The 15,024-nt window shown below is 40.2% G+C and carries 13 protein-coding genes; 4 read left to right on the forward strand and 9 right to left on the reverse strand.

Translation table 11 applies throughout. The annotated features are described in order from the left end of the window. Positions 1–1,076 precede the first annotated feature (1,076 nt). From H6G83_RS26775 to thrB, 3 genes are all read right to left on the reverse strand, one after another. Complete coding sequence (locus H6G83_RS26775; protein WP_190477698.1) at positions 1,077–2,690, reverse strand: NAD(P)H-quinone oxidoreductase subunit 4; 1,614 nt, start codon at positions 2,688–2,690, stop codon at positions 1,077–1,079. A gap of 414 nt (positions 2,691–3,104) precedes the next feature. Further along, positions 3,105–3,644 carry a hypothetical protein gene (locus tag H6G83_RS26780; protein WP_190477700.1) on the reverse strand — a complete coding sequence of 180 codons (540 nt, stop codon included), beginning with the start codon at positions 3,642–3,644 and terminating at the stop codon, positions 3,105–3,107. Between the two features lie 23 nt (positions 3,645–3,667). Next, positions 3,668–4,573, reverse strand: a complete 906-nt coding sequence (gene thrB, locus H6G83_RS26785) for a homoserine kinase (RefSeq protein WP_190477702.1) — start codon at positions 4,571–4,573, stop codon at positions 3,668–3,670. A gap of 201 nt (positions 4,574–4,774) precedes the next feature. On the opposite strand from thrB, the gene H6G83_RS26790 reads away from it, so the two are divergent. Then, positions 4,775–5,143, forward strand: a complete 369-nt coding sequence (locus H6G83_RS26790) for a hypothetical protein (protein ID WP_190477705.1) — start codon at positions 4,775–4,777, stop codon at positions 5,141–5,143. Between the two features lie 74 nt (positions 5,144–5,217). Continuing rightward, positions 5,218–5,457 carry a hypothetical protein gene (locus H6G83_RS26795; RefSeq protein WP_190477707.1) on the forward strand — a complete coding sequence of 80 codons (240 nt, stop codon included), beginning with the start codon at positions 5,218–5,220 and terminating at the stop codon, positions 5,455–5,457. Positions 5,458–5,477: 20 nt separating this feature from the next. Here H6G83_RS26795 and H6G83_RS26800 read toward each other — a convergent pair whose 3' ends face one another. The 4 genes from H6G83_RS26800 to thrS all read right to left on the reverse strand — a co-directional run bounded on the left by H6G83_RS26800 (position 5,478) and on the right by thrS (position 9,112). Then, positions 5,478–5,714, reverse strand: a complete 237-nt coding sequence (locus H6G83_RS26800) for a ribbon-helix-helix domain-containing protein (protein WP_190477709.1) — start codon at positions 5,712–5,714, stop codon at positions 5,478–5,480. Positions 5,715–5,827: 113 nt separating this feature from the next. Beyond that, positions 5,828–6,754, reverse strand: coding sequence for a hypothetical protein (locus tag H6G83_RS26805; protein ID WP_190477712.1), 927 nt, complete (start codon positions 6,752–6,754; stop codon positions 5,828–5,830). A 264-nt stretch (positions 6,755–7,018) separates the two neighbouring features. Continuing rightward, entirely contained in the window at positions 7,019–7,207 is a 189-nt protein-coding gene (locus H6G83_RS26810) for a hypothetical protein (protein ID WP_190477714.1), read from the reverse strand. 57 nt (positions 7,208–7,264) lie between these two features. After that, positions 7,265–9,112, reverse strand: a complete 1,848-nt coding sequence (gene thrS, locus H6G83_RS26815; RefSeq protein WP_190477716.1) for a threonine--tRNA ligase — start codon at positions 9,110–9,112, stop codon at positions 7,265–7,267. 491 nt (positions 9,113–9,603) lie between these two features. On the opposite strand from thrS, the gene H6G83_RS26820 reads away from it, so the two are divergent. Both H6G83_RS26820 and H6G83_RS26825 read left to right on the forward strand, forming a co-directional pair. Next, on the forward strand, positions 9,604–9,924 hold the full coding sequence (locus H6G83_RS26820) for a DUF2605 domain-containing protein (protein ID WP_190477718.1): 321 nt from the start codon (positions 9,604–9,606) through the stop codon (positions 9,922–9,924). A gap of 237 nt (positions 9,925–10,161) precedes the next feature. Next, positions 10,162–10,509 (forward strand): DUF2973 domain-containing protein, encoded by a 348-nt coding sequence (locus H6G83_RS26825; RefSeq protein WP_190477720.1) that lies wholly within the window; start codon positions 10,162–10,164, stop codon positions 10,507–10,509. A 503-nt stretch (positions 10,510–11,012) separates the two neighbouring features. Here the strand turns inward: H6G83_RS26825 and H6G83_RS26830 are convergent. Continuing rightward, positions 11,013–11,702 (reverse strand): DUF928 domain-containing protein, encoded by a 690-nt coding sequence (locus tag H6G83_RS26830; RefSeq protein WP_313937119.1) that lies wholly within the window; start codon positions 11,700–11,702, stop codon positions 11,013–11,015. A 109-nt stretch (positions 11,703–11,811) separates the two neighbouring features. Next, entirely contained in the window at positions 11,812–14,958 is a 3,147-nt protein-coding gene (locus H6G83_RS26835; protein WP_190477724.1) for a TIR domain-containing protein, read from the reverse strand. Between the last annotated feature and the right edge of the window lie 66 nt (positions 14,959–15,024).

Genomic DNA, 15,024 nt, shown 5'->3' on the forward strand with positions numbered 1-15,024 from the left:
AACAAGCCGTAAGAATTGTTTTTCTCTAAGTCTCAGTCTTGTTTTTTTTGCTGTTTTCGTGAGAATATTAGCTCGATACATTTTGCTTTTACTTCGGATCAAGCTTATGTTCCAGTTAGCTTCATTCCCTATTGATAGTATGTGGGATGATTAAACCAGATAGTTCAGTTAAATTCAGTACTTGAAAATTTCAGGTAAATTCAGGTCTAGTAAACTAAGTTGCAATGTAATTAATATACTTTTGTATTGAAAAATGTGATTAGCTATCACACTTTTTTTGGGCTGCCGAACAAATTTAGGACTTACGCAACTGGCACAATGTGATCATCAACTGCTAGTATATAAGTATTAGTTAAATCTAATTCCGAACGCTTTTTATTCGTAATAGAAGCCGATGTATTGGAAGCAAAGCATGAAATATTACTGAGAAAATAGGTAGAGGTTGTATGAGATAAATGTTGCTTACGGTAATGAGGTTTACCAAACTTAATTATTGCCAATACTTATTAAGTATTCAAATTAATTTAGGACTTACGCAAGTGTCATAATCAAAGTAACTGTAGGGTACGTCAGAGATGATTTATAAAGTAAATCTGAAATTGTAGTAGTAGCGCGACTGGACTAAAATGTGGCAATAGGTTTGGGGAAAATTGAACGCAGATGAACGCAGATAAACGCAGATGAACAAGATGATAGATTGTTAGCTAATGCACAAAATTAGTCCGGTCGCGCCAGTAGCGTGGCAAGCTTAAAATAGTGCAATAAAATTTTCTTTTATCTCTGTGCCTCTGTGCCTCTGTGGTTAATTAATGCACTACTTTAGTCTTGCCACGCCACTACTTAATATTTACTTTATAAATGACCTCTCAGTCCCAATAATTTCGTACATATTCAAGGATTTTCTACATCTGACACACCTTACCCCAAGTGCCAGTTGCGTAAGTCCTGAGCCGCTTTTATTGCCTGTTCCCTATCCCCTGTCACCTGCTATGAATAAAATTTTAGGGGTAGTCTGACAACCACCCCTAATTCCCCTCATATTTACATTTACTTTCAGCACCCTTGCTGAGATATATTTACTTTGCAATATTAACTAAACCTTCAACTTGAGCATTAGCTAAAGTTGGTGTTTTAAAAATCTGAGAGTACAAACTTGATGGTTGTTGTCCTGCAACCACTGGTAACACTTGACGGGCATGGGCGGCAACTTCTACAGTTTTCACATCATAAGTTTGGGTGATCAACTTGGGATACAAACCGATACCGATGATGGGAAGCAACAGGGAAGCAGTGATGAACAATTCACGAGGTTTAACATCAGGGATGAAAGCATCAAGATGTAACTCTGGGCTTTGTTTGCCGTAAAATACTTGGCGTAATAAAGATAGTAAGTAAATTGGAGTGAGAATCACACCCACTGCTGACAGCAGGACGACTACAACCTTGAAGCTAGAACTGTAAACGTCACTGCTAGCGATACCCAGGAACACCATCAATTCACCTACAAAGCCACTCATCCCAGGTAAAGCTAGAGAAGCCATTGCGCCGGCTGTATACAGGGCGAAGGTTTTGGGCATGACTTTACCGATACCACCCATTTTGTCCATCAATAAGGTGTGGGTACGTTCGTAAGTTACACCAGTTAGGAAGAACAAGCTAGCAGCAATCAAACCGTGGGATACCATCTGTAGCATAGCTCCACTTACACCAATTTCTGTGTAGGAAGCTAAACCAATTAGCACAAAACCCATGTGAGCAATTGAGGAGTAGGCTAGGCGGCGTTTGAGGTTGGTTTGAGCAAAGGCACAGCAAGCACCGTAAACAATGTTAACTACACCCAAGATTGCTAAGACTGGTGCAAAGTAAACATGGGCATCAGGCAACATTTCTATATTGAAGCGAATTAAGGCATAACCACCCATTTTCAGCAATACACCAGCCAAAATCATGGAACCAGGGGCAGAGGCTTCACCGTGGGCATCAGGTAGCCAGGTGTGTAGAGGGAAAATTGGGAGTTTTACACCAAAGGCAATTAAAAATCCTGCATAAGCTAACAATTCGATGGCTTTGGGATATTCTTTCATTCCCAGAGCGGCTATATCAAAAGTAACTGTATCACCAGAGAATGCTAAGGCAAATCCGGCTATGAGAATAAATATAGAAGCAGCAGCAGTATAAAGGATAAATTTGGTGGCTGCATAGCGGCGTTTGGGGCCTCCCCAGATGGAAATCAGCAGGTAGACGGGAACTAGTTCGATTTCCCACATGAGGAAGAATAACAGCAAGTCTTGGGCAAGGAATACACCCAACTGGGCGCTGTACATCGCCAGCATTAACCCATAAAATAATCGCGGCTTGTTGGTTACTTTCCAAGCCGCGAAGATTGCGAGTGTATTAATTAAGCCGGTTAACAATACCAAGGGCATTGATAAACCGTCAACTGCTACAGACCAATTCAATCCTATTTGTGGAACCCAAGCGTATTTTTCTACAAATTGGAAGCTGGAGTTTTGGAAGTCGTAATTGTGCCAAAAGGCGAAAATCATTAGGGCAAAATCAGCGATCGCAATTCCTAAACCATACCAACGAACTGTTTTACCTTCTTTGTCTGGAATTATGGGGATGGCTAAGGCTGCCACCAAGGGTAAGGCAATTATGGCTGATAGCCACGGAAATTCTATAGGATTCATCACTTCTGACAATCTTTTTTTCTTTTCGCTTTTAATTACATTATATTAAGGAATTATTACTTTTGTAAACTTTATTTATCTCTGAATAAATCAATTTTGGTTATAGATAAGCATTTATACTTATAAATTCTGCGATTATCACCATAAAACAGAATAAATACCCAAGAAATTTACTAGCCAGCCCATTCTAGACATAAAGTTTTGTAACGTCAACAAAAAACGGTGACTCCAGCCACCGTTACAAAAAGTTATCTATCAGTTATCAGTTATCAGTTATCAGTTACCAGTTAGCAGTTACCAGTTAGCAGTTCATACCGGGTGGAAACCTACCGCAATTGGTTCTCAGCATTAGTGACTCTTCTTCACCTTGATAACTGTTCACTGATAACTGTTCACTGATAACTGTTCACTGATCTAAACTATGCGATTGACAATAGTCCAAACTTCCCCATCTGAACGGACGTAAGGAACCGAGATGGTTTTGAAGCCAGTGATGAAAGGTTTGTAGTAAATCTGCCAATACAATGGACTGAGGTGATCAGCACAAGCTTTGAGTAGGCGGATTTCCGTTGCTAGTTCCCCTGCAATTTGATTGATGCGTTCAGCGTGGACTTGAGCGACTTTTTTAGCTTCCTCTAATTGTTGCTGTTGGTTGATTTGTCTTAATTTTTGTGGCAAACGAGCTAATTCACCCTGTTTATGCTGTAAGTGAGTTTGTAAAGCAGCGATCGCATCATCAATACCTTTGAGTTCAGCAGATAGCTGGGCGTTTTCTCTAGCTTGACGGCGGTAAGCTTCCACAATTGCCAAAGGTGAATCATCTTCAGGAGCAATTACATCATTATTAATAGTCAAAGTCGCACGTTCTTGCTCAAGCACCTGAATTTGCGACTTGAGGGCGGTAATCTCCGACTGCATTTGCTCTAAACCCAAGCTGGGGTTAAGTTGTTTCATTTTGAATTTTGAATTTTGAATTTTTATGTTGCGCCTTGAGTATCGAGAGCAAGCGATCGCACTTGCGCCGTAATTCCCACTTCTTCCCAAGCTGAAGCCATAGCTGCTTCTACTGCTTGAGCTTGAGATACATCCGCCAAAGCCAACAGTGTCGGCCCTGCGCCACTAATTACCATACCGTAAGCACCAGATGCGATCGCCGCCGCATTCACAGCATCGTAACCAGGAATTAAAGCTTGGCGATAGGGTTGATGCAGCTTATCTTGTAAAGCCGCCTTTAACCATTCTCCCTTACCAGTTTGCAAACCACGCAACAACAACCCCAAATGAGCAGTGTTAAAAATCGCATCTGCACGAATATATTCTGTGGGTAAAACTCGCCGCGCTTCGGAGGTAGACAATTCAAAATCAGGAATCGCCACCACGGGGATAATATTACTATGCCAAGGAATATCACAAATTTCCCAACCTGCAACACTGGTAGCCGCCAGACGACATCCCCCCAACAAAGCCGGGACTACATTATCAGGATGTCCTTCCATTGCGATCGCCAAATCTGTCACCTGCGCCTGAGACAGAGGTTCACCCGCCAATCGATTCGCACCTACCAAACCCCCAACAATAGCTGTAGCCGAACTCCCCAAACCCCGCGCCAGAGGTACACCTAAATCAATCTCAATTTTCACCCCTGGCACTGGCTGATCTATATATTGATATAACTTGACAAACGCCTGATAAACTAAATTACTCTCATCCGTTTGCACCCGTTGGGCTTCTGCGCCTGTGGCTTGAATAGTTAACTTGCTTTCATCCTGGCTTGTGAACTGGAATTGATTATATATAGTTAACGCTGCACCGATGCAGTCAAAACCCGGCCCCAAATTAGCCGTTGTACCGGGAACCTTAACCGTGACAGAAGAAATAGACATCTACAAATACTCACCTAACCAATCAACTAGCATCCCATGTATTTAGTTGATTTGTTCATGAGTTATATCGATACTGATGTGTTAGTAAAAAATATACACTTATCTAAGTGCTGCCATATACTTAAGTAATTTCACCGGAGATAATAATTATAAATTGAGTTAATATTAAGATATATTAAATTTTATATTAAAGTTAAAAAAATGAAATATATGGAACGCTGGGAGCAATATGCTCCTGAAGCTTATAATACTATCCGTGGTACTGCGGACGATATAGTAGCAATTGCGCGTACCACAGGTTGGGCAGAGTTTCGCATTAGACGGATAAAAGATCATATATTCTATCGCCAGCATCAGTTGGATGATAGATTTGATTGCTTTGATCCAGATCCAGATATAGCTGATGCTTGGTTTAGGTTACAACAAGGTAATTATCTTCCTGAAGATTTGCGTTTACTGGAACATGAATACTTTGAGTCACGCTTTGAAGTGATTTTCAATACCGACTACCGGACTGCTCATAATGCAACTCTAAACTCTGGTCGTTTGTGGAGTCCACCAGAAGCATAATTAAATGTACCTCATTTGTACCCCATTTGGGTTACAAATGAAGTATGCAAAATTTATAAACCACTTCATAGACTATGGCTTTTTACGTTTTGATTTTAAAAGACCAAGAAGATGAAACTGGTGTTACTTACCTCTTCGGGCCGCACGAAGATTCTTTTGGAACGCTGTGGTTAGATAAATACAGTGGAGAAGTTAAAGAACTGAAAGAAACACCAACTCAAAACTCACAAGCATTGTTCCAAAGAGCAGCTGTAAAGGTGAGACAATACTGGAAAAAAGGCGAATTTCCAGAGAAAACCTGTTGGGCATCTTGAGCAATTTTCTTGAAAATATATTACCAATTATTACTCTCTAGAGAGAGAAATTGCATCCTTGCCAAAAACGGGTCTAGTTCAGAAGACCCTTGAGAATAAACTTCGTTTAGCTTGTTGAGAATTTGATTACGATTGTACTTTTGCAGATAAGCTTGCAATGCCTTTGTGTACAATTCGCTGCGTGATAAACCTAACTGTTTTGCCAGTGCTTCGGCTTTTTCAAAAACTGAGTCTGGTAGTGATATTGTTGTTTTCATCATGCTTTGACTACAATCGTCTAGATTTTAGGGCGTTTAAGACAAATGCAAACCTAGTAACTGCTGATAGAGAATTGACGAAAGTATCAACATTAACAGTTATAAGTTGGTAGCTATAACTCTCTAGGTTTCCAATTTACTAGGTTCCCTGCCTCATATCCCCATTGGTTTTCAAAAGGTTCAGCAAGATAGCTAGGTAAAGGTTTAACAGGATTCAAATGTTTAATAAATAATCCACTTCTGGCAAAGGAATAGCTAGTTGATGAAGCATCTCCAGGTTCCTTACTCATCTCAAAGGAATCGCAAATCAGTAAGACACCACTTACATACGAATAATCTTTTCTTAGTAGATTTCGTATAATATTTACAATTTCTTTTAAGTTAGGTAAAAGCTTTCCAAAATCATTATTTGTATGTAACATTTTTTGAGAAACATCGATAGCAACAATGCCATGTATTTCTTGACATGACAAACTGGCTTTCCATCTTTTTATTTGTTTGTTTGCCTTTTCAATAACTTTTTTATATCTTGTATCGTTTGTATTGCTATCTATATGTTTGCAATCTACAGCAATAGGAACAGGATAATTATCTATATCTACCTTAAAATCAGCCAATCCTTCATCTTCTGTTGCAGTTAATTGAAAACCTTTCTTATTTAAGAACCAAGCTCCAAAAGAAAGTTCTGTCATTATACTTTGAAAACCATCTGGTTCCTTTAACTGAGATGCAATCTGCTGCCTTACTTTATCATCACCGTAGTTTGCAAAATCTCCAAGTGAGAAACTTGCAGAATTACCACCACTTACTTTTGATAGGATATAGTTATCAAGCAATATAGAAGTAAGTTCGGGAAGAATATCTTTATTTTCAGGGAATTTTATTATCCCCCCTTGAGCAATCATCTGTTCGCAAATCTTATACCTTCTTACAGCTGGATGATTTGGCTTTCTTGTGCATATTTTTAGCCAGTCGTCGTGAACGAAAAGCCCTTGAATGAGATTTTTTTGAGCAGTAAAATGTTGAACAGAGTTGGACATATCATAGAACTGATACATAATATAAGACCTATATAATAGAAGTAAATTGCAAAACAATTATTTTATTCAATAAATAATATAGGCTCTTTTTGTAGGTAACGGTAATCACAAATTGCCGCGACAAAGCTTTCTCGTATATAGATAAATATTTAGTATTTTCGAGTTGATATAGAAAGTTTATAGGTCTGTTTGACCTACCTGACGATTATAGGTTATCAGAGTTAGCGATCGCATCTACATCTTCTAAAGCTGTGGAAGACCAAACTACTTGATAAGCCATTTACTCAATTTCTCTTCAGCTTCCACTTGAGAAATAGTACCTGCTGTTTTAGCTATTTCTAATCCTCGCAAAACTTTATCAATTACGTATAAATGATATTGGATATCTTCAATTGAGCAATCATCAGGTAGTTGCTGTAAAAGAGATTGGACTTTATCTTTTGTGGTACTCATAGCAATATGTTTAATGAATTGAGGTTGTCGCCTGGGTATTACCCAAGCGACTGATGACTAGAAGTTCTCGTAGTTAGCGATCGCATCCTTCATCTTCTGCACGACTTCATCCACAGGTATAGCGCCTAACTCGCCAGAAGCGCGGGTACGGATGCTTAACGTGTTGCTTTCTACTTCCTTAGCCCCTATTACCGCCATCACGGGTATTTTATCTTTCTCGGCGTTGCGGATGAGTTTACCCAAGCGATCGCCACTATTGTCAACTTCGGCGCGAATACCCAAAGCCAGCATCTTCGCAGCTACATCTTTGGTAAAGTCTACCTGTGCTTCGCCTACAGGTAACAATCTAGCTTGCACTGGTGCTAACCATAAAGGGAAATCCCCCGCATACTCTTCAATTAAAATCCCAATCAGCCGTTCTAGAGAACCGAAAGGCGCACGGTGAATCATTACCGGACGTTTGCGGGAACCATCTTCAGCGACGTATTCCAAATCAAACCGTTCAGGTAAGTTGTAATCTACCTGTACAGTGCCTAATTGCCATTCCCTCTCCAAAGCATCTTGGAAAATAAAGTCGAGTTTCGGCCCGTAAAACGCCGCTTCCCCAATACCTTCAAAGTGGTTCATCCCCAACTTTTCCACTGCGCGGCGAATTGCACCCTCGGCTTTGTCCCACACCTCATCAGAACCGATATACTTATCACTGGCTGGGTCACGGAAACTCAGTCTTGCTTTAAAGTTCTTCAATTGTAGTTTTTGGAATACCGACAAAATCAAGTCCACTACATTGAGAAACTCATCGTCTAACTGTTCGGGAGTCACAAACAGGTGGGAATCATCCACGGTGAAACCACGCACCCTAGTTAAACCGCCTAACTCTCCTGATTGTTCGTAACGGTAAACAGTCCCAAACTCAGCCAAGCGCATTGGTAGTTCTCGGTAGGAACGTAACTCACTCTTATATATTTGGATGTGGAAGGGACAATTCATGGGTTTCATGACGAAACCTTGCTCAAGTTCTGCGGCTGCTTCATCCTCCGCCATCAGGGGAAACATATCTTCTTTGTATTTCTGCCAGTGTCCCGAAGTTTTAAATAAATCGACTCTGGCAATATGGGGAGTAACTACAGGTAAATAACCTCGCTTGAGTTGTTCCTGCTTGAGGAAGTCTTCTAAAATGCTGCGTAACAAAGTACCTTTGGGAGTCCACAAAGGTAAACCAGGCCCTACTAGGTCAGAAAAGATAAATAAACCCAATTCTTTACCGAGTTTGCGGTGGTCGCGTCGTAATGCTTCTTCTTTACGGCGCTTGTACTCGGCTAGTTGTTCGGGAGTTTCCCAAGCAGTAGCATAAATACGTTGTAATTGGGCTTTGGTTTCATCCCCACGCCAATAAGCACCCGCCACACTTTCTAACTCTATGGCTTTCGGGTTGATATCTTTGGTGTTTTCCACATGAGGCCCGGCGCATAAATCCCACCACTCATCGCCCAAGTGGTAAATTGTGATTGGTTCTTGTTTAATATCTGCCAGGATTTCTAATTTATAAGGTTCTTTAATTTCCTGAATCCGTCTTTGTGCTTCCTCACGGCTGACCTCTTCCCGAATTACTGGCAGTTTGCGATTAATAATCTTCACCATCTCTTTTTGGATGGCTTTGAGATCCTTATCACTAAATGGCTCTGGATTGTCAAAATCGTAATAAAATCCATTCTCAATCCAGGGGCCGATTGTAACTTGCGCCTTGGGGAACAGCTTCTGCACTGCCATTGCCATTACGTGGGAAGCGGTGTGGCGAATCTTTTTTAGGGTTTCTGATTCGCTGGTACGCGGTAAGTAGATTTTCTGTGGTTGTTCTGGCTGATTGTTGGGGTCTTGATTAGGCGACATTGGCTGCTGAACCATTAGCGAAGTGACTGCTAGATTAATTTATCAATTGAAGTTCTCAAAATCTACCCAAATATAACACGGGCTTATGTTCCTGCTGTGTCAGCTATCCTTGGTAATCAAGGTGCTTTTGCATAACTACTTATATATTATTGGGAATATTTTGGGATTTATCTATTGTAGTCAAACGGTTGACTAGCTTGCGATCAGTTGTCGTTATCCACCATGTACATAAAATGTAAAGGGGAAGTGGAAGGTTTTTGCTTTTGCTGAGTTCCCATTGGGATATATGTAATAAACCACACATCAAGAAATGGATATATCTCTTTGCTCACCTCCAGTCCCTAGCCTAAGCGCCTCTATCCTCCTGTACAATCTGTACTGTGTATATTTTGTATTTATAACTACAGATGCCAATTAAATCTTCCTTAAGAAATACCTTATAGTAATGTTAAGAAAGATAAATAGAGTTAATATTAATAAAGAAATTAGAAGTTCCTCTCTCATTTATGTCAGACTCGAATATATCGGGAACTGAGCTGCTGAAAACGGTACTGCAACCGTTGCTTGAAGATTTTCAGTATTGGTTTACGCGATCGCGCGACTTTCTGGAAACTGAGCGGCTCTCATTTATGGATGAACAAGAGCAGTTAGACTTGTTGTCGCGCCTTAAGCAAGCCCAGGAAGAACTCAACACAGCAAAAATGCTGTTTACTGCGACAGAGGGGCAAGTTGGCATCGATATGGCAACGATGGCACCTTGGCACCAATTAGTAACTGAATGCTGGAATGTAGCGGCACGCTTTCGTTCGCAGCAATCTAGTCAATAGATGGCAGGGTTTCACATGACTCTGGATGATGGGGTAAACTTCTTAACATTATTTTAACAAAAAAATAATGTATTATAAGATACAATTGATTATTATGATGTTGGCAAATTTCCCCATATAGCTATAGACGCACTTACAAATGTGCCAAGTATTTAGCCTCGCCATTGATAATCAACGAGTAAAACAAAACGTTTAAAGCATAAATTTCCAAAATCGCTGTTGCTGGAGGAAAATCCGATGTTACACCTGCTTTATATTATGGCTTTTACAGTTCTTGCTCTCATAGCTGTAGCAAACCTAATTCGTAATTTAATTATGTTTAGTTTTGATCGTGATGGGATGCGTTCTGGCTTAGGTGGGAATTACTCAACCAACCCGCAAAATGCCAATCAGGGAAGCTATGGTTATCCATCAGTGAATACACAAATAACACCACACCCTGAATTATTAGATAGTACAGGTAAATTTATTAAAGAACCTCTGTTAGTAATGCGTTCAATTAATGTTGAAGATGCACGTCAACAACTAGATGCTCTTTATGAATCTTCCCCAGGACAAAAAAGCGAAAAATCTGAAGAAGCATAGGTCAAAAAACGTAGCAGCGAATTTAATATTTTTTCGATTTTTAACAAAAATTCTTGATTCAAATTATATCCTGAACTAGTTTTAATAACTGTTCAGGCTTTTTTATCAGACATTGTTGAGTATCAACCCTTTTACCGAAAGGCTGAGAAATTTCATGTTTTCATTTCTGATGTCGCATTCTTTTTTCAAATTGGTATGACCTTTCACTTACAGCAGTTTCGCTATTCGTGAAATACTGTAGAGACGTTATATGTAACGTCTCTACATGGTTTTGGGTTTGACACTTGTACCTCATTTACCCAAACAGGACTTACGCAAGTGTCACAATTGGTGGTTGGTGCGTGACGCTACAAGTCTCATGACTACGTTCAAATATTATCGCTCCTCACACACCCTACAGAAAAAATATGCCAGTTGCGTAAGTCCTACCAAAATATGCTGTATGTAGAAAACAGGACTTACGCACCAAGGTTATCTGTTAAGACTTGGTGTAGGGATGTATGTTATTGCTTTTGGATCTTCAGTTCATAAACAGGAGAGTTAGCAAATTCCTTCAGCTGAAAAAGTGATAGTAAATTATTCCATTCCTGCTGATTAGCTGTGCGGTTTTGAGCAAGTTTGCTAACAGTGTCGTACCAAATATTATTTTCTGCATAAGGGATGTACTGCTGTTGATTTGCTGTTTGCTTAATTTTTTGTACTAATTCAGCACTCGCTGCTACTCTTTCAATCCAACCATTGACACTAATATTTGTGTTCTGTCCCTGATCATTGACGCAAGTAATTTTGAAGTACCATTGATATCTTTTGCCAATTGATAATGGTTTTTCGGTAGAGGGAATACTAATGCTGGCGATGCCTTTTTTTTCTGGTAAAGAGAGCTGCAAAGGCTTTGACAAAACAGACCTTTTGTTTTCATCTAATAATCTAAATGTGGCTGGAGGTGACTCGGAAGTGCCACCGAAGGGTAAATAAAACCAGAACTGGGGATAATCTTGAGTAGTCGAGCCACCATCGTTATTGGGAACTAAGGCCATGAGGTTGTTGTCCTCGATTTGAGAACATTGCGATCGCGTCGCTCCTGCTCGTGAACGTCCAGAAGCATTTCCCTCTGGTCTGGAAGTATTAAACATTCGGCCAATACGCTCAACAATACTCTGTGCTTGGGCTTTGTGAACAAAAATAGGCGACACAAAATTCACACAAACAGCACTTGTCAAAGAGCAGATGAAAACAGTTGATCGGCGAATGGATAAACGGGAACGGATCATTTTGTCATTACCTCTTTGGTGATATGTTGATTTAATTTTTACGGAGCTTATCAGTTAAGTATATTACTGTTCCTCCAGTAACTAATAATGCCAAAACTGGCGGAATAAAAGGTATCCAACCACTTTGGCTGACCAGAATTACAGAACATATAATGTATAAAGTTCCAGTAGAACCTACTACAGCTATACCGATATGAAGATTGCGGTTAAATCGCCAACAGACAAGACCACCCACCAAAGCCCAGCCAAACATCCAGATTGTTTCATAACCAAGAGGCCACCACCAGATGAGCGAACGATTATCTAAGGTCGCACTCAATATCTGGCTGATCATTTGCCCATGTAAAGTCACTCCAGCAACGTCACCATAGGGTGTACTCCAGTAATCAGCTTGTCTGCTTTGCTTATCAGTAAAGCCAATCAGTACAATCCGATTTTTAATTTTTTCCGCAGCAACTTGATTGTCCAAAACCTCCAAAATATTGACTCTAGGCGCGAAATCATTGAGGTGGCCTTTAAAGGTACGATATTTGAGCATTGTTTGATAGCCTTCAAACTGATTATCCATGTCTTGATAGCCACCTCCCAATCCCAGTAGTCGGGGAATCACAGTTTTACCAAACTGCATAGGCTGGTCATATCGTTTGGTTTGGGGATTGAGAGGAGAGGTGAAAGACTGACCTTTAGCTTCTAGGTAGCGACGAGCAATTACTAGACTGAAAGCTTCCCTTGTCTGACAATATTTCTCGTCTGGCTTTTGCATTAAATATTGTCGGCGCACATAACGACCACCTTTAGCATCATCATCAACCAAGTCAGCAAAGCCAACTTGCTCTAGGGGGACTTCTGGCGCTGGTTTAAAGCCAATAATTTTTTCACCCCGGCTATTATCAGTGTTTTTACAGACCGAAATAAAGTTTTTCGTTTGCTGCAAACGTTGTCTTAGGCTATCCTCAGCCGGAAAATCACGGATAAAATCCAACCCAATCATACTAGGTTGATGCTGGGAAAGATTTTTGAGTAAATCGTCTAGAGCAGCATCAGAAATAGAACCTCTACCACCCGGATATCTCCCACTTTGATTCAAACTTTCCAAACTTTGGGGGTCAACATCGACCATTAAAAATCGTTCGTCCTTTGGTTCATCAGGACGTAAGGATATCATCTGGTCATAAGCTGCTAGTTCTAAAGTCTGGGTGAGTCCGAAAAACCTAGCAATAAAAGTTAGCATTGACACAGCCAAACTAGTCAACAGCACAGTGCGGAGCTTGATTTTACGATAGGGGAGAGCGCGACTGGCTGCAAGATATTCTAGTTGGAGATTGGTGGGGGCTGGTTGTTTGTCAACAGACTGCTTCAACCATTCCTCAGAGGCGATTAAATCTTTACCCCGTACCAAAAAACTATCGTCACGTTTAGCATCTTCCCATTCTTTGGCTTTGAGTAAAAGCCGAGTGTGCGATCGCACATAATCTGGATCTGCATCTAATGTTCTGGTTAATTCCCCAAATTTTGTCAAAAAGTCTGCACCATGCTGACAAAAATCAATCCACTGCACCTTAGCCAATTCTGGCAAAAGTTCTCCAGTATTAATTGTCCGATATAAAACCGTGACAATCCTTTTATGCAATGAGTTTGCATACTCTACCTGAGCCTTGCATTGGTCTGAATTGATCGAGTCTGGCGAAATAATAAATAAGAAGTTGTTGGCGCTTTCTATCCCTTTATAAATTTCTTGCTCAAACTCACTACCAGAGGCTATACTTTCCTGGTCAAACCAAGTAGTTTTGTTTTGAATTTGTAAGGTATCGTTGAGCTTGCGGGCAAAATCAGAATCAGCGCGAGAGTAGGAAACAAATACATCTAGTGCTACTAGAGGTGGTTGATTGAGGCTTTCGCTGATGAAATCTACTTGTAAAGGTATGGGTGGATGTTGGGTTTTTTGTTGAGCTATTTTTAACCAAGCTTCCGCCTCTCGAAGATTATAACCCCGCAACAGAATACTAGAATTGCGTTTTTGTCTTTCCCACTTCAGAGCTTTGACTAATAAGATTTTATGCTGTTCGTAGTAAGCTGCATCTTGAGTCAGTATATTAATTAGTTGATCAGTATCGGCAGACTCTTTTCCCTCCTCTTCTTGGTCTGTAAAGTCGATGAACTGCAAGGTACGTAGTTCTACAGGAATCTGCTCTATGTCTACTTGTTCAATTAATAAAGGAATGATCCGTTTTTTCAGAGAGAAAGCATGAGACAGTTCCATTTGACAATATTCTGATTGTAAAGAGGCTGGTGACATCAGAAACACCAAATTGTCTGCTTCCTCAATACCTCGGTAAATTGACTCGACAAAATCCGCGCCAGTCTGAATATCTGTTTTGTTTGTCCAAACCGTGAAGCTTTTTCGCATTAATATTTTGGCAATTTTTGCCATAAATGCTCTCTCTTTTTCTGAGTAAGAGAGAAACACCTGAGTCATCAGGTTATTAGCATTTTTTGTACTTTGACAGATAAAAGCGCAATGTAAATCTGTTGGTTCACATGGTGGTTGCTCATCTTTAAAGCGAAATTTTAACCAGTTTTCCGCCTGTACCCGCTCGTCACCAATTAATAGGTATTGTGAGTGTTGTTGCTGTCGTTCCCACTCCAAGGCTTTGGCTAAAAAGTAGGTGTGTTGATACACATAATCTTGATGGCGGGAAAATAGCTCTAGCAGTCCCGCAAAGGATTTTTCAAAGTCATCTATACCTTCACGGAAGTATACCCAGTTAATTTTACCAATTGCTGGGTGCATATTAGGAAAACTAGAATGTAATCCCTTGGTTTTATATTGTTCCCACTCACTAGCATCTCTTCCAGGGTTGCGTTCTTGCCAAGTTTCCTGGGTAATTTGCTCTACGTGTAGCAAGGGAATAATACGTTTTTTACGACGCAGTGCTAACTCTATTTCTTTACCACAATAGGGGGAGTTAATTGAGTGGGGCGCAATGATAAACAGAAAATTGTCAGCTTTCTCAATTCCGTCATCTATTTGATTTTGAAAATCGACACCTAAAGGGATATCATTTTGGTCAAACCAAATGTTGAAGCCGGCTTCTATCAGTCGCTGATGCAGCTTAGTCGCAAAGGCTTTACTATCTGCTCTCCCGTAAGAAATGAAGGCATTTTTAAAGTTATTCATAATTAAATACTAATATTCATTTTTATAATACAAATCATTGACTTTAGCCGATGGATATCGCCTGTA

It is taken from the genome of Anabaena azotica FACHB-119 (genome assembly GCF_014697625.1).
Lineage (GTDB): Bacteria > Cyanobacteriota > Cyanobacteriia > Cyanobacteriales > Nostocaceae > Trichormus > Trichormus azoticus_A.